The 21,307-nt window shown below is 53.0% G+C and carries 21 protein-coding genes; 15 read left to right on the forward strand and 6 right to left on the reverse strand.

Annotated elements, in window-relative coordinates; all coding sequences use genetic code 11:
• Positions 1-63: 63 nt before the first annotated feature.
• Complete coding sequence (locus ABD892_RS17805) at positions 64-192, reverse strand: hypothetical protein (protein WP_345197326.1); 129 nt, start codon at positions 190-192, stop codon at positions 64-66.
• A 27-nt stretch (positions 193-219) separates the two neighbouring features.
• Between ABD892_RS17805 and ABD892_RS17810 the strand changes: the two genes are divergently transcribed.
• The 5 genes from ABD892_RS17810 to ABD892_RS17830 all read left to right on the forward strand — a co-directional run bounded on the left by ABD892_RS17810 (position 220) and on the right by ABD892_RS17830 (position 5,842).
• On the forward strand, positions 220-1,170 hold the full coding sequence (locus ABD892_RS17810; protein ID WP_345197327.1) for a sigma-54 interaction domain-containing protein: 951 nt from the start codon (positions 220-222) through the stop codon (positions 1,168-1,170).
• A 589-nt stretch (positions 1,171-1,759) separates the two neighbouring features.
• Complete coding sequence (locus ABD892_RS17815; RefSeq protein WP_345197329.1) at positions 1,760-2,197, forward strand: hypothetical protein; 438 nt, start codon at positions 1,760-1,762, stop codon at positions 2,195-2,197.
• Between the two features lie 90 nt (positions 2,198-2,287).
• Complete coding sequence (locus ABD892_RS17820) at positions 2,288-3,133, forward strand: hypothetical protein (RefSeq protein ID WP_345197330.1); 846 nt, start codon at positions 2,288-2,290, stop codon at positions 3,131-3,133.
• Between the two features lie 46 nt (positions 3,134-3,179).
• Positions 3,180-4,496, forward strand: a complete 1,317-nt coding sequence (locus ABD892_RS17825; protein ID WP_345197331.1) for a type II secretion system protein GspD — start codon at positions 3,180-3,182, stop codon at positions 4,494-4,496.
• A gap of 20 nt (positions 4,497-4,516) precedes the next feature.
• On the forward strand, positions 4,517-5,842 hold the full coding sequence (locus ABD892_RS17830; RefSeq protein ID WP_345197332.1) for an LruC domain-containing protein: 1,326 nt from the start codon (positions 4,517-4,519) through the stop codon (positions 5,840-5,842).
• A gap of 54 nt (positions 5,843-5,896) precedes the next feature.
• On the opposite strand, the gene ABD892_RS17835 is transcribed toward ABD892_RS17830, so the two are convergent.
• Positions 5,897-6,118: a hypothetical protein gene (locus ABD892_RS17835; protein WP_345197333.1), complete on the reverse strand. Its 222-nt coding sequence runs from the start codon at positions 6,116-6,118 to the stop codon at positions 5,897-5,899.
• The gene (locus tag ABD892_RS17840; protein WP_345197334.1) at positions 6,108-6,497 is read right to left on the reverse strand and encodes a group I truncated hemoglobin; all 390 of its coding nucleotides are present in this window, start codon (positions 6,495-6,497) and stop codon (positions 6,108-6,110) included. The genes ABD892_RS17835 and ABD892_RS17840 overlap by 11 nt, the downstream gene beginning before the upstream one ends.
• Before the next feature lie 261 nt (positions 6,498-6,758).
• Between ABD892_RS17840 and ABD892_RS17845 the strand changes: the two genes are divergently transcribed.
• Entirely contained in the window at positions 6,759-8,129 is a 1,371-nt protein-coding gene (locus ABD892_RS17845; protein WP_345197335.1) for a sigma-54-dependent transcriptional regulator, read from the forward strand.
• Positions 8,130-8,132: 3 nt separating this feature from the next.
• Here ABD892_RS17845 and ABD892_RS17850 read toward each other — a convergent pair whose 3' ends face one another.
• Entirely contained in the window at positions 8,133-9,674 is a 1,542-nt protein-coding gene (locus tag ABD892_RS17850; protein ID WP_345197336.1) for a sensor histidine kinase, read from the reverse strand.
• A 500-nt stretch (positions 9,675-10,174) separates the two neighbouring features.
• Here ABD892_RS17850 and ABD892_RS17855 point away from each other — a divergent pair, with 500 nt between their 5' ends.
• From ABD892_RS17855 to ABD892_RS17895, 9 genes are all read left to right on the forward strand, one after another.
• A complete protein-coding gene (locus ABD892_RS17855) occupies positions 10,175-10,609 on the forward strand; it encodes a hypothetical protein (protein WP_345197338.1) in 435 nt (144 codons plus the stop codon).
• A 184-nt stretch (positions 10,610-10,793) separates the two neighbouring features.
• Complete coding sequence (locus tag ABD892_RS17860) at positions 10,794-11,657, forward strand: hypothetical protein (protein WP_345197339.1); 864 nt, start codon at positions 10,794-10,796, stop codon at positions 11,655-11,657.
• Between the two features lie 42 nt (positions 11,658-11,699).
• On the forward strand, positions 11,700-13,013 hold the full coding sequence (locus ABD892_RS17865; RefSeq protein WP_345197341.1) for a type II secretion system protein GspD: 1,314 nt from the start codon (positions 11,700-11,702) through the stop codon (positions 13,011-13,013).
• Between the two features lie 18 nt (positions 13,014-13,031).
• Positions 13,032-13,448, forward strand: coding sequence for a hypothetical protein (locus ABD892_RS17870; RefSeq protein ID WP_345197342.1), 417 nt, complete (start codon positions 13,032-13,034; stop codon positions 13,446-13,448).
• 26 nt (positions 13,449-13,474) lie between these two features.
• The gene (locus tag ABD892_RS17875) at positions 13,475-14,791 is read left to right on the forward strand and encodes an LruC domain-containing protein (RefSeq protein ID WP_345197344.1); all 1,317 of its coding nucleotides are present in this window, start codon (positions 13,475-13,477) and stop codon (positions 14,789-14,791) included.
• A 242-nt stretch (positions 14,792-15,033) separates the two neighbouring features.
• Positions 15,034-16,488, forward strand: coding sequence for a GMC family oxidoreductase N-terminal domain-containing protein (locus ABD892_RS17880; RefSeq protein WP_345197345.1), 1,455 nt, complete (start codon positions 15,034-15,036; stop codon positions 16,486-16,488).
• Positions 16,485-16,898, forward strand: coding sequence for a hypothetical protein (locus tag ABD892_RS17885; RefSeq protein ID WP_345197347.1), 414 nt, complete (start codon positions 16,485-16,487; stop codon positions 16,896-16,898). The genes ABD892_RS17880 and ABD892_RS17885 overlap by 4 nt, the downstream gene beginning before the upstream one ends.
• 54 nt (positions 16,899-16,952) lie before the next feature.
• A complete protein-coding gene (locus ABD892_RS17890; protein WP_345197348.1) occupies positions 16,953-18,509 on the forward strand; it encodes an aldehyde dehydrogenase family protein in 1,557 nt (518 codons plus the stop codon).
• Positions 18,510-18,703: 194 nt separating this feature from the next.
• Entirely contained in the window at positions 18,704-19,096 is a 393-nt protein-coding gene (locus tag ABD892_RS17895) for an anti-sigma factor antagonist (RefSeq protein ID WP_345197349.1), read from the forward strand.
• A gap of 47 nt (positions 19,097-19,143) precedes the next feature.
• On the opposite strand, the gene ABD892_RS17900 is transcribed toward ABD892_RS17895, so the two are convergent.
• Together ABD892_RS17900 and upp are read right to left on the reverse strand one after the other, a co-directional pair.
• Positions 19,144-20,421 (reverse strand): uracil-xanthine permease family protein, encoded by a 1,278-nt coding sequence (locus ABD892_RS17900; protein ID WP_345197350.1) that lies wholly within the window; start codon positions 20,419-20,421, stop codon positions 19,144-19,146.
• Positions 20,422-20,507: 86 nt separating this feature from the next.
• Positions 20,508-21,134: a uracil phosphoribosyltransferase gene (gene upp, locus ABD892_RS17905; RefSeq protein WP_345197352.1), complete on the reverse strand. Its 627-nt coding sequence runs from the start codon at positions 21,132-21,134 to the stop codon at positions 20,508-20,510.
• Positions 21,135-21,307: the final 173 nt, after the last annotated feature.

Consider the following 21,307-nt stretch of genomic DNA (forward strand, 5'->3'; position numbering starts at 1 on the left):
ATTTTGCCTGAAGAGCACAGGGGACGCTCTCTTCATTCAATTTAGCCTTACTTCTTCAGATCGTTAAGCGGGAGTTAAGGTAATAACGGGGATATTGATCGCTTTCTGAGCAAACCGGTAGCCAATGCCACCCTGCTCGACACCATCCAGCAACTCGCCACAACGCATCAGCAACACCCTATTAGCGAGCACACGGACAACACCCCATTCCTGAACATATTGACTGAAGACCCCGCCATGGAAGCCCTGTTTGAGCGCATTCAGTGTGTCGCCCCAACAGAAAGCAGTGTCTACATCAACGGTGAAACCGGCACGGGAAAAGAGTTACTGGCCAACGCCATCCACCAATTATCCCCGAGAAAGGATGGCCCCTTTATCGCTCTCAACTGCGCAAACCTGACCGACGACCTGGCTGAATCCCAGCTATTTGGACACACAAAAGGCTCTTTCACCGGTGCAACAAAAGACCAGCCCGGCTTCCTTTCCCAGGCAGACAAAGGCACCCTGTTCCTGGACGAAGTCGTGGATTTATCCCCAAGGGTACAGAGCAAACTACTCAGGGCGTTGCAGGAGCAAACATTCCAACCCCTGGGCTCAACCCAGTCGCAAACCTTTGATACCCGGGTGATTTCTGCAGCGGCGACACCACTGCGACAGGCGGTCGCTGAGGGCCAATTTCGGGAAGACCTGTTTTACCGCTTGAATGTGATACCCCTGAAACTCCCCCCCCTGAGGGAGCGCCACCACGACAAACCACTCCTCTTTCGTCACTTCCTGAGCCACTACAGCGCACAGCAGCGCAAGCCTCGGGAATGGCTGCTCAGCCAGGCGCTGACGGACTGGATCAACAGCTACCCGTGGCCCGGCAATATCCGGGAACTGCAGAATGTCTGCGCCTTTGTCAGTTCCTGCATCCCGGCTCACCAGCTATCGATCGACAAAACCATGCTTCCCGAAGACATTCTTATGGGTGATCAAAGAATTGCCGCCAACAGGCAAGCCTCCATAGGCTGCCGCCGACCTGCTGACATCACGCGGGATGAATTACTGGCGGTATTGCAGCGCAACAACGGTAATAAGGCGCAAACTGCTCGCCAGTTGGGCATCAGCCGCATGACTCTTTACCGTCTCTTACAGCAGATGGAAATTGATACCGAAATGACCGCCTGAACCTTCCTTAGCATGGGAGGCGGCGTCCAATTTAGTGCTATAAAACGGATCAAAGATCCTGTTCTTGACGATGCCTGATATACCCTGCCCATGGTCACTCATCCGGGTAGAGCGCGACATATCTCCCTACCCCTCCATAAACGGGATTGCATTGATCAACTGGCCCAACGAGATCGGGCTAATCTGTGACATTACGCAAAATACGTTGGGCACCGAACGATAACCCGTACCTGAGTGGCAACGCTTTCGATCGCCACTGACACCAAGGACAGTGTGACTTTTCAGGCAATCATGGATTCCCAGTTATTCCCGACGCTTTAGCCCAATGCGTGAAAACACCATCACTTCAGCCACCGTGCTACCACGTCTCCCTGGCAGGCAGGACGCTGAATCCTGCTTCAGCGTCTCATTTGTGACAGCTGTTACGTACCATGTGACATGTACACTGTTGTACCTCAACACAAAAAATCCAGTTTTTTCCTTATTTATCAAAAAGATAAAAAGTTGGCACAGCGCTCGCTATAACCAGGTCAGGCAGCGGAGACATAAGACATTCGCTGTGATTACCAACCCAAAAGGAAAAACTGCCATGAAAAAATCCCTTATCGCCCTCAGCCTTGCCCTGACCGCTTCACCGGTATTTGCAGCTGACCTGGATAGCGACTCTGCCACCGTTTCCATGGACGTCGCACTCTATGCGTCGCTGACCGGCCTGGATGATTTCACCCTCACCGCCGACAGCACTGACGGCGCCGCCGGTTCCACCTACTCCGGCAGCGATACCTACAATCTGGAATCCAACGGGCAGGTTCGGGTCACCATGACCGGCAGCGACCTGAGCAACGGTTCCGACACAGTATCCACCAGCTACTCACTGGACGGCAGCGGCATGACCTACGACACCACCGCTGACAGTGTCCATAACCAGAGCCATTCGGTAGCAGCGGTTGCCACCCTGGGCGACATCTCCGCACAGAAGGCCGGCGCCTACTCCGGGGATATCACACTCACCGTCAGCGCGATTTAACGTCGAGAGCCCGGGATTAATCCCGGGCTATACATCCCAACCTGACATCATGCCAACCACTGCCGTATGCACCGGAAGGAAAAAACAAGCATGAAAACACTATGGGCATTCGTGACAGGCTTACTGGTTAGCTTATCCGTGCAGGCTGCCGATATTGCCGTCTCTCCGCTGCTGATTGACCTGAGCGCCACGGCTAACGAAACGGTTCCTTTTGAGTTCAATATTGCGGGCAAGGATCGTGCAAAGGTCCGATTATCCGTTTACGACCTGGCACAGATGGAAACCGGCCACATGGGTTTTATTGAAGCCAATGCCGATGACAAGCTGTCAAAAATCAACTGGATTACGCTTGAAAAATCCACGCTGGAAATTCGTAAAGACAGCAACCAGACCGTTCGCGGTGAAGTCAAACTCCCCAGGAAAAGCAACGGTAACCATCTCGCCGCCGTCATGGTTGAAGAGGTCAAGGAAGGTGACCGGAAAAACGGCATCAACCTGAACGTTCGCTATGCCGTTATCCTCAACATCAATGCCACCAGCAAAAAGAGTCGTCCCCGGATCAAGACTGAATTCAAGGCGCTGGAGCTGGTGCGGGTCGATGACCGGCTCATGGTGGTGGGTGATTTCACCAACCTGTCCAATAAAGACGGTTTTCTCCTCAGCGAAGTGCATATTCGCGATAACAACCGCAAGCTGGTTGAGAAGGTTCGCCTGATGACGGAATCCGCCTGGCAGCGTCAGGATCCTGCCTCCCGGGTTTTTCCCGAATCGCGGGTCAAGGTTTTCGGATTTGTTGGCAGCGACCTGTCAGAAGGGACTTACGAGTTCAAGGTGCGTAACCGTTTCTCGGACCGCTCCCAGCCAACCTACAAGGTCCAGCTGGATTACAACGACTCTATCCGCCAGATCATTCGCGCAACGGCCGCGGAATCCTGAGCAGTAAACGACCACGGTGCCTCGTTGACCTGGAGGAGGGAAAGCCATGCACAGACTACTGACAGGTCTATCCCTGATGTTTTTCCTCAGCGGGTGCACAACAACCAAAAGCATCAGTCATCCGGATTATGAGCAGCGAATGGCATCCCTGCAGGCGCTTAAGGCATCAATGGCCGACGAATGGCAGGCAGGCAATGCCGACCTGACAAAAGTCCGCGGCAAGTATGCGTGTACCTGGCAACCCGACCACCGCAACCTGACCAAGGGAAAAACCGTTTCCCTTGAAATTGAAGACGGTGAGCTGCGTGAAGTACTGGCTGAAATCAGCGCACAGACCGAGGTCACCGTGGTTATGGATGACTACGTGGAAGGGCTGATCACCCTCCAGCTGGATGATGTCGACCTGGGGCATGCACTGGACACCGTGCTGGCCATTGGCGATTTCGATTATCGCCTCTACCGGAACCATATTTTCGTCGGCATCCGCGAACCGAGTTCCCCCTCGTTTTCCCGGCTGGCCAGCACCTGCACCTATCGACCGGTATTCGTCAGCCCCGAGGAAATCCTGGTGATGCTGCCACCGCTTTATCGCCAGTATGTCCAGCCCAACAGCGGCAAGGGCACCCTGACCATTGTCGCCCCGAACAGTATTCAAAACCGGTTAAAACAGGATATTTATCTGTTTGACCGTGCGCCGGAACAGGTCGTCCTTGAACTGAGCGTGATTGAAGTATCCCGGGACGCCCTGGACATCCTTGGGATTGACTGGAATTCCGCCAAGAACTTTGCCGCGGCTGCCAGCAAACAGTACCTGCTGGATGCCTCCTTTTTTAATGCCAGCGTGCAACTGCCCGCTTACCGGGTCGGCCATTTCCTGGATGCCATTTCCCTGCTGAGCCAGAACGGCGATGCCCACATCAAGACCATGCCATCGATTGTGACCCAGGATGGACGCCAGGCACAGTTCAATTCCATGCAGACAATCTTTGGTCTTAAACAACTACAGAACCAGAATGGCAAGCAGCGGGAACTGGCTTACGGGGTGCAGATGGCCATCACTCCCCATATTTCAAACAGTGACCTGATCCAGATGGAGATCAACAATGCCTCGGTCAGCGACCTTGTCTATGACCAGGATCATCCCCGGCTGGTCGGACACTCCATCAGCAGCAGTGTGTACGTTGGCAACGGCAGCGCCCTGGTTATTGGAGGCCTGCTACAGAAGAAAAATCAGCGAAAAGTAAAAGGCGTCTCCGGCGCCGGGGAACTCTCGTTTATGGAAGGACTGTTCCAGCAACGCAACACACGCAGCTATGAAACCGAGGTACTGATCATGATCAGGCCCAGAATCCTGAAAAGCTGACAGTTACCGGATACCAAACCATGACAATCAAGCACACCTTTATAGCTGTCAGCACACTAACAGTGACTGCCACTGCGCTGGCTGAACGGTTTGGCAACCTGGATAGCGAGCTCTCAGATGACGCCGTCGTCTGTATGAGCGTCGGCACCTACGCCAGCGTCTCCGGTCTGGATGACATGACACTGACACCACTGGGCAGTGACGGTGCTGCCGGCGCCAGCTACGAGGGCACTGACACCTTTCATGTTCAGTCCAACAGCGGCGTCCGGATAATAGTCACCGGCGAGTCCCTGAGTAATGGCCGGGATACCATCCGAACCTACTATTTCATCGACAACCAGCTTGGCGGCACAACCACACCGGCCGACCTTGCCCACGACGGCAACCACCAGATCAAGGCTGTAGCCCAGCTCAATAACATCTCATCCCAACAGTCCGGCACCTACACCACCGAAGTCACTGTTACAGTATCCCCCTTGCTGGGCGGCAATAGCGGCTGCGGGGAAAGCCAGACGTCATTACCTTTGGATGAGAATGAACAGTGGGCTTTCATGGCCTTTGAAGATCTCTACCCAAATCCCGGTGATGCCGACTATAACGACTTCGTGATGGCTTTCCATGCCACGGAATCCTACGATGCCGACGGCGGCCTCGATACCATCAACCTGAGTTTTGCACCGCTGGCCCGGGGGACAGACTACAACCATTCCATCTGGTTGGATCTCGATGGCATCATTGACAGGGGCCACACCCATATCACCACGGAAACGGCTCCCCTTTATCAGGGCGACGCCATTGTTAAAGTGTCATACACCGACCTGGAAAACGGCACCATCCACAGCCAGTATTTCGATAAAGACGACGACATTCCGATCTTCCATAGCACCCGAGCCGCCCTCGACGGTTTTGCCAATGTTGACAGCTATGCGCCTATTAGCTTCCCGAAATGGAAGACCGATATAGAAATCACCCTGGCGGATTCCGTGAACACGTTACTGGAGCGCGGGCTGCCGGATGAAAGCAGCTATCGCGTCTACATGCATGTCAATAACACCAACGAGGATATCGACCTTGCCGCCGTCAATGCCGAGGACGGTATGATTGACAGCAATGGGTTTCCCTTTGGCCTGGTGGTACCCGGCGGCTGGCAATGGCCCCTGGAACGGGTACATATCGACCAGGCCTATCAGCACTTTGATGATTACCGCGCCTGGTTGAGCGACCCTGCCGGCACACCAGGGTTTGAAGCCCAGAACTGGTTCAGCTCACCGGATACATCAGGGCTGGTGTATCCGGAAGAAAACATTGCAACGTTGCTTGACTTCATTGAGTCAACAGAAAACTGATGAAGCGGGCATCCATACTCACCCCTCTCGCTTTGAGACACTTACCCGTCAATACTACTTCTCAGGGGACTGCTTAGCCTGTGATTTCAGATTTGACACAGTATCCCCCAACGCTTTACGGGAAGTCACTCTATCGCCATCACACAGGAATTCCACTTTCTCATTGAGAACGATTTTACATCGCTCGCGCAGGGAAAGCTGATTGAACTCATCATAGGTCATCTCACACTGACCATGAATGATGACATAGTCGAAATCCCGCGACTCAAGCGCCATCACTGCTTGCTCCCTCCGAGGCTTGAATCTCCACCACATCCGATCGGGTTGTTGATACAATGCCCATGACTTCGTTTTTCAAGGCATCCTCTACCCCTATCTCCGTCAGGGTTTCGGAAAGGTATCGGACAACAATGTCAAACTCCTCATCAGTGATACCGAGACCGGCATGCGCCTCACGCAATCCACGTACATCATCATCCAGTGGGCCGCCAAACGCCGTACTCATGAAGGCCGCCTGCTTACGTGCCAGCTTATCCATATCCAGCGCAGAGAAATAATGCCCTATCACCGGGTCATCGGCGACTTTATCGTAGAATACGGAAACAGCCAGAAGAATGGCCTTATCCCCCCCTAGACGCTCATACAGAGAAGCCATTTTTGTTCACCTCCTTGCCATGCCATTCGACTATTTATCTATTTTGCACGAATCAATCATTTTATGATTAGCAGGAATACCAAAATTTATATACCTGCTGTTATTGTTATTTAACGACCATCGTTCAATCACACGCCCCATCCTTCAGAGCCATAAAGAAAAAGGGGGAAGTGCCTCCCCGCCACCTCAAAAAATTGCGCCCCTACTATATACCCTATACTCAAAAAAACATTCTGTTCAGCATGACATAACAAACCTTCAATGAATATCCTGCTGATTGACGATGAAATGGAAAACCTGAGGGCACTTAACCGTGTCATCAAACGTCATACCCCCCATAGCCCGATGATGCTGCAGGGGGTAGAGTCCCTGGATGAACTGGATGACCTTTCCTTTGATCTTCTGATTTGCGACCAGCGCATGCCCGAATTCAAGGGTACGGATATCTTCGAATACCTCCGCCGGCAGGGGCATCCCGGCAAGCGAATTCTTTTATCTGCCTACACCGATTTCGCCGATGTCGTAGACAGTTTCAACAAAGGGGATATCCACCGTTTTCTCAGCAAGCCGATTACCAATCAGGCGCTGATTGAGTGCATCAACAGCCTTTTGAAAGAGCATCCCCCCCTGGCGACTGACACCGCAGCAACAGGCGACAATGGATTTTCCGACATACTCACCAGCGCCGCCTGCATGGAAGCACTGTTCGAGCAAACCCGGCAGGCCGCCACCACTGAAAGCGCCATTTATATCTATGGAGAAACCGGTACCGGCAAGGAACTGCTCGCCAGAGCCATCCATACCCAGTCCTCCCATCACAGCGGACCGTTTATAGCCATTAACTGCGCCAACCTGACAGAAGACATGGCGGAATCCCAGCTTTTTGGTCACCGGAAAGGTGCGTACCCCGGGGCTGAATCAGATAAATCCGGCATCCTGGCCCAGGTCTGCCACGGCACTTTATTCCTTGATGAGGTCAACGACCTGCCTCAAGGCGTACAGGCCAAGTTACTCCGTGTTCTGCAGGACAGGCACTATACCCCACTGGGCGATATCGGCAGCCGCCCTTTCAACGGCCGGATTGTTTCCGCCAGCGCCCATCCACTCCGACAAGCCGTCAGCGCGGGAGCATTTCGTGAGGATCTGTTCTATCGACTCAATGTGGTGCCACTGACAATTCCGCCCCTGCGGGAAAGACATGATGATTGCGAACAGCTGTTCCGGCATTTTCTCTGTCACTACAGTCTGCATGCCTGCACCCCGGAACAATGGCAATTGAGCGATACCCTGCGAACCTGGATCCGCCAGTACCCCTGGCCGGGCAATGTCCGCGAACTGCAAAATATCTGCGCCTATATCAGCTCATCGACACCGGCCGGCCATCTCACCCTGAGCACCTCGGCCCTGCCCAGTGACATCGTACCGGTATCCGTCAAAAAGAATAATGAATCCCCGGCGCCTGCCACCGTGATGCGCCGTCCCGCAGACCTGGACAGGGAGGAACTCCTGCGGGTACTGGAACACAACCAGTTCAAAAAAGCCCAGACAGCCCGCCAACTGGGCATCAGCCGCATGACGCTGTACCGCCTGATGAAACAGCACAAGCTGGATGGTTCCCGAGACGATGAGTAAGGGTCACACCCCTCCGGAGCCATTCACCGGAAGGCGAATGATGAAACCACAGCCATCGGTATAATCCGGATCCACCAGCATCTCACCATGGTGTTTCTGAATAATGTCATAGGACACCGCCAGTCCCAGCCCCGTTCCGGCCCCCACCGCCTTGGTCGTAAAAAAGGGCTCAAAGACCTTGTCCCTGATCTCCGGCGCGATCCCCTCACCGGTATCACGAATGCTCACCTCAACCCAGTCCCCGACCCGGTGCGTCCGGAGGTATATCCTGCCATTGTCCCCGGAGGCATGAATGGCATTGATCAGCAGGTTAAGGAAGACCTGGTTTAATTGGGAGGGAATACAGCGGATCCTGGGCAGGGGCTGAAAATCCTTTTCAAGGTGATGAATTTCGGATCGAATCAGGTTGAGCGTGCTGTCCAGGCAGGCCTGCACATCCGCTTCCTGCCAACGATGCTGGTTCTGACGGGAAAAGGCCATCAGCTCACTGACCGTTTCACCGATACGAAACACCCCCTCCTTACAGGCCTCCAGCAAATCCGGCAGGTCGTCACGAATATAGTCCAGGTCATGCCGGGCTTTCAGGGCTGTCATCTCTTGCAGGCTGCCGGTCTCTGCCAGTGCGGGCTCCTTAGCCTCATAAGCCCGGATGATATCGTCCATGGCATCCACGTACTCCTCCAGCGACTTGAGGTTTGAACTGATATAGCCCACGGGATTATTGATCTCATGGGCCACCCCCGCAGCGAGCACACCAATCGTGGCCATTTTTTCAGACTGGATCAGCTGGCTTCGGGTTTCTTCCAGCTCACGGTTTTTCTCCTGAAGTTCCGCCGTTCGTTCATCGACCCGGCGATCCAGTTCCGAATACTGCATGAGGATTTTGTTATACAGGTCATTGAGATTACAGCGCATGCCTTCCATGATGCCTGACAGAAGGCCGATCTCATCCTGGCGTTCCATCCTGACGGACTCCGACAGCTCACCTTCACCGATCCGTTCCGCCTGCCCGGCCAGCTGACGCAAGGGTGTCACCACCAGGCGCCGGATACAAATGAGCAGCACCAGCGACACACACACCGCCTGAAGCAACGAGACAGCGACCAGCTCAGGCACATGAGACTGAAGCCATGTAGAGTCCCCGGGATTCTGTAAGGCAACCCGGACATGCCCCATCACCTCGCCACTGCGGGCCAGTACCGGTTCCTGATGCTCAAAGAGTGGTTCATCGTGTATGAGAGGCTCACGGGCATACCCTATCACCCGCTCGTCCGGCAGCCGTATCTCGGCCTTCTGAATCTGGTCATAGAGCTCCACGATTTTCCGAAGATGCTCTTCAATGCGCGGGTAGTCTTCCCTGTAGAGATGATCTGATACGGTAATGGTGAGAATCTGGGCCAGTGCGCGGGCATTAGCCGTCAACTCCGCCCTGGCATGGCGGTTACTGTCCAGTACCACAAACAATGTGAACAGGATGGAGCTGGACACCATCATCACCAGGATGACACTGCTGAGTTTGACGCCCAGACTGGTACGTAATGCCATTTCACGATTCCTGACATCCTGCCCTTTCAGGCAGTCTTTATTCGTTCTTGTTGATTACATCCGATGATTATTCAGCCTCACGTCTACCATAGCATGGCGGCTATACCAACATAAGTGCGCCCGCCTTTAGCTTGATTCGGCTGCCGGCCATCATTCCACTGCATACAGCCTGTACTGACTACCGCGACCGGCTGTTTGTCACAATAATCCTATTCCAATAAAAAAACCGGAAATACAGCCGTTTTACGCTTAAACCCGCCTTTTTTCCCTTCCTGCGTGTAACAAATGTTACGTTTTCAGCCCGATGTAACAGCTGATACGTCACATGATACACCGCCAAAACCCGGCCAAATGACAATCCCCACGGCCTCGCTATAGTGATTAATACGGGCGTAGGGAAATTGGAACGCAATACGCCTCACTTAATAACGATGAATAATGCGTCCCAACATTCAGTCAGTAAACGAAGTATTACGCTGTAATCAGCAAGGAGCAGTACCATGAAAAAGACACTGATAGCAATGGCAATGGCTCTGGCCAGCACAAGCGCAATGGCAGAACTCGACAGCGAATCAGCCACCGTATCAATGGATGTCGCACTGTTCGCCTCAATCACTAACCTGGATGATTTTGTATTGAATCCCGTTTCTTCCGATGGAGCGGCTGGTTCGATTTATTCAGGCAGTGACACCTACAACCTGGAAAGTAATGGTCAGGTGCGGGTAACGCTCAGTGGCAGCGATCTGAGCAACGGTTCAGATTCCATTTCAACCGCCTATGCACTGGATGACAGCGGATTAACGTTTGATACAACGGCTGATTCCGTGCACAACGCGAATCACACTGTCTCTGCCGACGCCACACTTGGCAACATTTCGGCGCAAAAGGCAGGTTCCTATTCAGGTACGATTACCTTAACTGTCAGTGGTATTTAATACACTGCATACCGGGCATGCCAGACCGCAATAACGACATGCCCGGTATGAATTAAGGCCCAACTGTAAAGGATCTGCCTTTTTTACATGGGGCCTGCCCCATGTCTTTTTAACCCACGATTTGATCAGGAGTTTTTAATCAGCGCCGTCGAATCATCAAATATTAAAAATAAGGATTAAAAAAATGATCAAATTATATACGCTATTAATTACACTGCTATTCAGCCTGTCAGTCATGGCATCCGGCATTGCCGTTTCCCCATTGATCATTGAATTAAAATCGGAATCCAGCGACACCGTCCCGTTTGAATTCACCATCAGCGGTAAAGAAAAAGCCAAGAAAGTCCGGTTATCAGTTTACGATATGAAACAGCAAAATACTGGCCACATGGGTTTTATTGAAACCCTGAATGATAATAATCAAAGCAAGGCCGCTTGGGTCAGGCTGGAAAAAGACGAATACACCATTAAAAAAGACGCCAGCATTCAGGTGCCCGGCAAAATCAAGATTCCCCCCAGAAGTCCTGGTAATCACCTGGTCGCTGTCATGGTGGAGGAATTAAAAGAGAACGCCAGCCAACAGGGCATCAGTATTAATGTCCGTTATGCCGTCATCCTGAACATTACCGTTGAAGACAACAAACGCCGTCCCCGTGTGAAAACGGATTTCCAGCAGCTGGAACTGGTCAAGCTGAACGACCGCCTGATGCTGATGGGGGATTTTGCCAACCTCTCCCAGCATGAGGGGTTTCTGCAAAGTGAAGTCCAGATCCGCGACCAGGACCGCAAACTGGTCGAACGGGTACGCCTGATGACCGAATCTGCCTGGCAACGCCAGGATCCGGCTTCCCGGGTTTTCCCCGGCTCCAACGTCAAGGTATTCGGATTCATCTCCCGGGAACTGGATGAAGGCGATTACGAATTCAAGGTCAGGAACCGTTTCAGCGACAAAACACAACCGACTTACAAAGTCAGGCTTAAGTACGATGATTCCATTCGCCAGATCATCCGAAAGAAAGCCGCGAACCCAGAGGCTGAGCAAGAGTGAACCAGGGACATCCGGAACGGAGCGCAGATAAGGAGAAGTATCATGAACAGGATGATGATTGCCCTGCTTGCCATCCTGCTCCAGAGCGGATGCGCCACAACCCGCCCTGGATCGGACGACTATCAGGCCGGACGCGAGGCCCTGCAGGAACTGAAAGCCTCACTGAGCGGCCAATGGCAGCCGACCCGTGCCGACCTGGAACAGATTCACGGTGAATTTCATTGTAACAACACCACCGCTGACCAGGATCTGCTCACGGACAAAACCGTCAACCTTGAAATCGAGGAAGGCGACCTGCGAGAACTACTGGTAGAAGTCAGCGCCCAGACAGAAACCTCCATCATCATGGATGACTATGTCGAAGGACTGGTCTCCATACAGCTTGATGACACGCCCCTGGCAACCGCCCTGGACAGCCTATTGTCGGTCGGCGACTATGATTACCGGGTGTATGACGACTATATCTTCGTCGGCATCCGTGAACCTGGCGCACCGTCCTTTTCAAGATTGTCAGAGACCTGTGTTTTCCGTCCCGTGTTTATCACACCGGAGGAAATCATCACCATGCTGCCACCCCTCTACCGGCAGTATGTTCAGCCCAATATCAACAAGGGCACCCTGACCATTGTGGCACCCCGCAGCATCCAGTCCCGCTTGAAGGACGACCTGTTTCTCTTCGACCGGGCACCCGATCAGGTAGTGCTTGAACTCACTGTTATTGAAGTGGCCAAAGACGCACTGGATATTCTTGGCATTGACTGGCATGGCGCCAAGGATTTCGCCGCAGCCGCCAGCAAGCAGTACCTGGTCGATGCCTCCTTCTTTAATGAGAGTGTGCAATTGCCGGCCTTCAAGGTGCCACAATTCATCGACGCGATTTCACTGCTGAGCCGCAGTGGCGAGGCTCAAATCAAGACCATGCCCTCGATTGTGACCCTTGATGGCCATGAAGCGGCCTTCAACTCCATGCAGACACTGTATGGTCTGCCCCAGATGAAACAGACCAATGGTAAACAACAAGAGTTGTCCTACGGGGTGCAGTTGATCATCACGCCCCATGTATCCAGCAATAACGTTATTCAGATGAATATCAAGAATGCCTCGGTCAGTGACCTTGTGCATGACAAGGATATGCCACGTCTGGTGGGCCACTCCATCACCAGCAGTGTTTATGTCGGTAATGGTAACGCCCTGATCATCGGCGGATTACTGCAAAAGAAAACACATAGCAAGGACAGTGGCGTTTCAGGCGCAGCAGATTTGCCAATCGTTGGCGACCTGTTCAAGCAAAGTACTGACCGGACGTATGAAACCGAGATCTTGATCATGATCCGGCCACGGCTGCTCAATGGGTAAAGAGAGGGAGAAACGGGAATGAATATAACAACATCTCTTAGCATTCTATCTCTGTGCCTCATCACAATTCAGGCCTCAAATGGTCATCGCATGATCATCGGCCACTCATCCATTGATCAAAAAATGTCTTCCTCACCGACGAACATTCCAACGAGTGAAGCAGTTTCATATCAACAAATCACTTCAGAAGCATTAAAAAACATTCATTTAGGCTCTTTTAAAACACAACCTGACAATCCGGAATACATTTTAATAACAGGTTACACATTCATTGAGAATGAACAATTAAAAACCATCAAACACAGCATCACAGTTAACAAAACAAACGTCTTCAAACATGTGTCCCTCAATCAAAGTGAACCATCACAGCATGACAATTTATTGAATAGTCAAACCACCCCTCTTCAGGGAAACCACAAGGTTGCTGAACGGTGAGTTGCTTAAAGAAAGTTGCCGGATTAATGACCGCACTCATTATCTCCCCCCTGTGTTTCAGCGAACGATTCGGGGATGTATCCAATGGTAATAGTATCTCTGATAGCGCTACAGTTTGTATGAGTGTTGGACTCTATGGTGCAATTAGTAACCTGGATAATATTCATCTATCCACCACTGGGGCAGACGGTGCCGCCGGAACCAGCTACGAAGGTAATGATACTTTCCATGTCGACAGCAATGGCGGCGTGCGGATCACTGTCACCGGAAACCAGTTAACAAATGGTTCTGATACCATCCGCACCTATTACTTTATTGATGACAACCTTGGGCAGGTCTCGACACAAGAAGGAGAGACACATAACAGCGATCATCAGGTTAAGGTGCTGGCGCAGTTGAACAATATCTCTTCTCAAAAAGCCGGCTCCTATAACGGCCAACTGCAAATCACGTTGTCCCCACTGATTGGCGGCAGCAGTGGGTGCGGGGAAAGCGCACAATCCATGCCCATCAATGAAGAAGACACCTGGGCCTTCATGGCCTTTGAGGATCTCTACCCGAATCCGGGTGACGCGGACTACAATGATTTCGTCATGGCCTTCAATGCAACGGAATCCTACGACGCCAACGGCGGACTCGACACCATTGCCATGAGCTTTGTCCCGCTTGCCCGGGGCGCCGGTTACAATCACTCCATCTGGCTGGATCTTGATGGTGTAATTGACATGAACAACACCAATATTACGACCGAGACCGATCCCCTCTATCAAGGGGACGCCAGCATCAAGGTCACCTATACCAATCTTGAGAACAATAACGTCAGCACCAAATACTACGATATCGATGATGATATCCCCATATTCCACAATACCCGGTCAACGCTGGATGGCTATGCGAATGTTTATGACTGGCAATCCATCACATACCCGAAGCTGAAAACCGATATCGAAATCACCATGGCAGACAGCACTGCCAACCTGCTGTCAGAGCGCGGCAGCATTCATGAGGGTAGCTACCGCGTCTACATGCACGTTAACAACACAAATAGTGATATTGATCTTGCGGCTGTCAATCCCGACGACGGCATGATTGACAGCAATGGCTACCCGTTTGGACTGGTCGTCCCTGGCGGCTGGCAGTGGCCACTGGAAAAAGTGAACATCAACCAGGCGTATCAGTACTTCGATGACTATCGCAGCTGGCTGACCGGTGAAAGTCCGTCCCTGAGCTTTGAGGCAGAAAACTGGTTCTACGCACCTGACACCTCCGGACTGGTCTATTCCCAGGACAACATCGATATCCTGATGGACTACATTGAAACATTCAGCACCACGCAGGAATAATCTATGCAACTGCCACAGCAGGCCGGGTGGGTGACACCATCTATGCCTGCCTTTTGCCTGACAATAGAGATGTCCTGCGCTACCTATCCGGGCATCCGTTAGTGAATCAATCCTGCACACGATCTTTCCACAATCCGGGCAACCCTGGTTGTAGTGTCAGCCTTATGGTTGCGTATTCAGGCGCCCAAGAAGTACCATAGTTCCATATAACAACAATACAGCTCCTGAAACAGGGTCAGTCCATGGGCAAATTCTACGACTTTATCGTTATCGGCTCGGGCGCGTCAGGCAGTGTTCTGGCTTATTATCTCAGCAAGGCAGGCGCCCGTGTGTGCCTGGTCGAAGCCGGTAAATCCTGGCAGGCCGACACCTGGCCCGATAATGAACTGGAAGCCAATGCCAACCTGATGTGGAACGGCGGCATGGATTCCACCCGCGATGCCGGCATGGTGTTACTGCGGGGCAAGGTCGTTGGTGGCGGCACCATTATCAACAACTGCCTGCTGGATCGGTTTGATGACATTGCCCTCGACGATTTCCGCCACAAGTCCGGTGTCGACTTTTACCAGCGCGACACCATGGATCGCCATTACAGCGCCATCGAACAGCAACTTTCACTGGAAACCATTCAGGCATCCGACTGGAACGGCAACGCCAAACTTTACGCAGAAGGTTTTGACAAACTCGGCCTGAAACGCGCACCGCTCCGCCGCGGCCAGCATAACTGCCAGAATGACCGTAACGACTGCATTGTCTGCCTGGGCGGCTGTCCCAGGGAATCCAAGCAAAGCATGGCGGTCTCTTTCATTCCCAAGGCATTAAAAGAAGGGCTGACGCTGCTAGACCAGTTTCAGGTCCATCAGGTCGTGCACGGTAAAAGTCATGTCGCCGTACATGGCGAAAGACAGAACAACCGTCAAACGCTCTATTCGCGCAAATGCATTATGGCTGCTGGCGCCCTTGGCTCCACCGATCTTCTGCTACGCTCCGGCTTCAGTGATCAACTCCCCGCACTGGGACAGGGTTTCCACTGCCATCCACAGTTCATGTCAATTGCCCTGATGGATGAGATTGTCGATTCTCACAAAGGCGCTTTCCAATCCCTTAAGTCTGATGATTCCCGTTTCCGCGCACAAGGCTTTAAACTGGAAAATGTCTTTGCCGGCCCCATAGCTGTTTCCCTGCTCAAGGCAGGTTTCGGAGAGCAACACCAGAACTTTATGCAGCAATACCGTCGCATGGCCTGTATTGAAGTGGCCGTACGCGATGAAGTGCCAGGCACCCTCCGCCACAGTCGTAATGGCCGACTGGTGATCGACAAGACACTGGATGATGTCGACAAACAACGTGCCGAAGCCGGCCTGCAGCAAATCCGGGATATTTTTGCAGCGGTTGGCGCCAGGGAAGTCATGGAGTCCCCGCTTGTGATCGCCCTTCACCTGATGGGCGGCTGCAGCATCGGGCAGCACGCTGCGGACTCCGTGGTGAATGAGCAGTTTCAAGTTCACGGGTTTGAAAACCTGTTGATTGCAGATGGCGCCATCTACCCCATGGCGCCGGGTATCAACCCGTCACTGACCATCATGGCCCAGAGCCATCGCGCCGCAAAATGTATCCTTAATGATTTTGGTGAGCGCTCCATTACCCAGGAAGCCACACAATCGGTTGCCGCTCCCCGACTGCAGGAGGTTGTATGACCTACGCCACATCCAGAGTCCTGAACCAACGCCAGCTGACAGCCGTTGAGCGCATTGGCGACATCCTGCTGCCTCGCAATGGTGATTTCCCGGCCTTCTCTGAAACGGGTTGCCTGTCCCATATCGATACCGTGCTTGCACCTTCTCATCCGCAGGATATCAAGGACCTGAAAATGGTGCTGTCACTGCTGGGCACTCTTCCCATACCACTGCTGAAGGGGTTCCTGACCCTGCTGGGTTATGGGGAGCGACTCCCGAAAGTTCTGGGCAGCCAACTCAAGCTGCTGGAATTCGGATTACGGGGCATTGTTTTCAGTCTTTACTATTCCGGCAAAGGCAACGTCTACAAACCTGTCAGCGGCGTCTATTCCGTGATGGATTACCAAGTCCATTGCGCGCCAGACACCTAACCGCAAATTCAACGATGACCGAATAAACAGCGATAAAAGAACAAGGGAATCCCCATGAACCAGGCCGTAGCTATCAACGTCAATGACGCCATCACCGAAAGTCCACTCTATAACCTGCAGGAAACGTCTGAAGAACAGGTAAACGCACTCTTTGCCGCCTGTCGCAGCGCCCACCAGGACCTGCGCAAATACACAGTGGCCGAGCGCTGCCATGAAGTGCATAAGGTGCTCGATTATGTCCTGCAGAACCGTGATCACATCGCTGCACGCATTTGTGAAGAAACCGGCAAAACCCTGACCGATGCGGTCGTGTCTGAAATCCTCGGCGTACTGGACAACCTGGAATGGAATATCGATAACGCCCCGAAAATCCTGAAGGATCAGACAGTTCACACGCCGATCACCCTGATGGGAAAGAAGTCCCGCGTTTATCATGAAAGCCTCGGCACTGTACTGGTGATTGCCCCCTGGAACTACCCCTTCCACATTGCCATGACCTTCATGATGAGCGCGTTCATCGCCGGCAACAGTGTGGTATTCAAACCATCAGAATTGACTCCCATGCAAGGGCTGCTGGAAGAGATTCTTGAAGCATCTCCGTTGATCAGAAACAGCGTAAAAGTGGTTTATGGCACCGGTGTAACCGCACAACGTCTGGTGGCCGCACGCCCCGACAAGATATTCTTCACAGGTTCCTGCGCAACTGGCCGCAAGCTGTTGAAACAGGCGGCTGACATGCTGATTCCCGTTGACGTGGAATTGGGTGGCAAGGATCAGATGATTGTCTTTGAAGACGTCAATATCAAGCGCACCACGGCCGGTGCGGTCTGGGGCGCACTGACCAATGCCGGTCAATCCTGCACCTCCGTGGAACGGCTTTATGTGCATGACAGTATTTATGACGAATTTGTCACTGAACTCAAAGCCCAGTTCGATGCACTGGTCGTGAATGCCGGCGATAAAGGCGATGCTGATATAGGCGCCATTACGGCTGACTTTCAGTTAGACATCATCAAGCGCCATGTCGAGGATGCACGCAGCAAAGGCGCTACCATCCTTACTGGCGGCATGGTAACCGGCGATCAGGGCAAGTTTTACCTGCCTACCCTGATCACGGATGTAACCGATGATATGCTCCTCGCCAGCGAGGAAACCTTTGGCCCCACCTTGCCCGTATTCCGTTTTTCGACAGAAAAAGAGGTTATTGAAACCTCCAACCAGAGTGAGTTTGGCCTATCCGCCAGCGTCTGGAGCAAGGATCTGGACCGGGCTGACCGGGTCGCCCGCGCTCTGGTCTGCGGCGCCGTATCCATCAACAATGTCATGCTCACGGAAGGCAATCCGGCCCTGCCCTTCGGTGGCACCCGCAGCAGCGGATTCGGGCGGGCCAAAGGTGCTGAAGGCCTTCTCGCCTTCACTCGCTCAAAGGCGATCCTGATTGACAAGCAGAGCGATAAGCTGGAACCTAACTGGTACCCTTATACCCAAAAGAAATTTACCCTGTTCCAGCGCCTGATTGACGCCCTGTTCACCAAAAGCCCGGTGAAGCTGCTGAAACTGGCCATCATCGGCATGCAGCTGGAAAGCGAGGCCAAAAAGCCCCGCCAGTAATCGAATTGCACATGCCCTGTGCCAAGGGGCCGGCCCACTAACCTGAGCCGACCCCTTTTCTATCTAAAAACCCTTCTTAGACCATGGTCAAAAAGACCATGGTCTAACTGTCATGCGAACTTTTTCCCGGTATCCTTGTCTGCATAGTAAGGATGTACACAGCTTTTTTGTGGTATTACAGGGAGGTAAGGGAGATGTCATTGGAGTTAGCACTGGAAGAGTACCAGGACATCGTGGTTATCACGCTTGATGGCATTGTCCAGCCGGATAACGCCGATTTTCTTCATAACAGCCTGAACGCCCTGACCCGGGACGGTTATTCCCGTTTTGTTCTGGATTGCACCCAGCTGAAGTCCATCAACAGTGATGGTCTGGCGGTGTTATACGATCTGTTTCTGGAGCTGCCGCCCAACGGCAAGATCGTCCTTTGCAATGCCAACCGACGTATCAGGGGGTTGCTGGATATCAGTGGCCTGGGGCACTACCTGCCCTGTGTCGAAAGCCGTGATACCGCCATGAAAACCATTCGGAATGAGATCGGCCATCTCGACCTGGATTGGACGGAAGAGCACCATACTGCCGGATAAAGGGGCAGCAACAACCCTACCCCGCTATCCAGCACTGTAATAACCCGTTACTTTGTCGTGGCCTGATTCTCCGAAGATGGGTAGCCATCAGGCTCTCCACGGGGAAGCACCAGGTTCAATACAATGGCAATCACCGCACACAATCCCACGCCCGACAGCTGCACACTGCCCAGGGTAAGGCTCAGGTTGCCAATACCACTCACCAGCACCAGAGCGACAATCGCCAGGTTTCTGGGTTGACTCAAATCCACCTGCGCCTTGATCAACGTGTTAAGCCCCACCACCGCGATAGAGCCAAACAACAGCATCATAATTCCGCCCATGACCGGTAAGGGGATGGATTGCAGCACAGCACCAAGTTTCGCCACAAACGCCAGCAAGATGGCAAACACCGCAGACCAGGTCATGATGGCTGGATTAAAGGCTTTCGTCAGCATGACCGCACCGGTCACCTCGGAATAGGTGGTATTCGGTGGTCCGCCAAAGAGTGCCGCCGTCGAGGTTGCGAGACCGTCCCCCAGCAGCGTCCGGTGCAGGCCCGGTTTTTTGAGGTAGTCTTTGCCGGTCACCGAACTGATGGCCAGCATATCGCCGATATGCTCAATGGCCGGGGCAATAGCCACTGGCACCATGAACAGCACCGCACTCCAGTTCCATTCCGGCAGGGTGAAGGCCGGCACATGAAACCACCCGACATCTCCCACAGCCGAGAAATCCGTCACTCCTACGATCCAGGCTGCAAGACAACCTGACAATACGCCGAACATGATCGGAATAAGCTTGAAAATCCCCTTGGCCAGGGTTGCCACCAGCAGTGTCGAAATCAACGAAACCGCAGAAACAATAATGGCCTTGTCACGGGCAATTAACTGCATCCCACCATCCCCGGTCTTTCCCAGCGCCATATTCACCGCAGCCGGCGCCAGGATCAAACCGATCACCATGATCACAGGTCCCACAACCACAGGCGGGAACAGGCGGTAAAGGAACCCCGTCCCCCACAGGCGCACCATCAGGCTCAGCATCATGTAAAAAGCGCCGGCGACCATCAAACCACCCATCGTGGCCGGTACACCCCAGGTTTCTACGCCATAAATAATCGGCGCAATGAAAGCAAAGGAGGAAGCAAGAAAGATGGGGATCTGTCTGCCCGTGCAGAACTGAAAGATCAGGGTGCCGATACCGGCGGTGAAAAGCGCAACACTGGGATCGAGTCCCGTCAACACTGGCACCAGCACCAGTGCCCCAAAGGCGACAAATAACATCTGGCCGCCAGCCAGCGCGATCCGCACCGGCGATCCGCCACTCGGTGTCCCGTGTGTCATAAATACTCTCTAATGGATCGTTGTCGTTTTTATAAGGATTGTCAGGCACTGCCGCTGTCAGCAGCGCCCTTGTGCTCTAACGATGATCAGGTGGTTCCGAAAATCTTGTCACCGGCATCGCCCAGACCCGGCATGATGTAACCTTTGTCGTTCAGACCTTCATCAATAGAGGCCGTGAAGATCTCAACATCCGGATGGGCATCAGTCACTTTTTTCAGGCCTTCCGGTGCAGCCACCAGCACGAGTACCCGAATATTCTGACAACCTGCCGCCTTGAGCATATCGATGGTTGCCAGCATGGAACCACCGGTCGCCAGCATCGGATCAACCACCAGCGCCATACGCTCATCCATGTTTTTGGCCAGTTTCTGGAAATAGGGCACCGGCTCCAGCGTCTCTTCATCACGGTAGAGACCGACCACACTGATCCGGGCACTGGGAATCAGTTCCATCACGCCATCCAGCATGCCCAAACCGGCACGCAAGATCGGGACGATGGTAATCTTCTTACCCTTGAGGCGCTGTACCGTGACGTCACCGGCCCAACCGTTGATGGTGTGATCTTCCAGCGCCAGATCCTTGGTCGCCTCATAGGTCAGCAGGGTGCCGACCTCGCTGGCCAGCGTTCTGAAGCCCTTGGTGCTGATCCCTTCGACCCGCATCAGACCCAGTTTGTGCTGTACCAGCGGATGTTTTATTTCATGAACACGCATGCTTAACCCCTGAAAGTGTCTGCGCTCACCAGACGTGAGTTAACCGGTAATTTTATCGACTCTCAGTGATCAGTGAAACTGCTAATATCCATACCTTAACTCCCGCTTAACGATCTGAAGAAGTAAGGCTAAATTGAATGAAGAGAGCGTCCCCTGTGCTCTTCAGGCAAAAT

This window comes from Kistimonas scapharcae, assembly GCF_039540975.1.
Lineage (GTDB): Bacteria > Pseudomonadota > Gammaproteobacteria > Pseudomonadales > Endozoicomonadaceae > Kistimonas > Kistimonas scapharcae.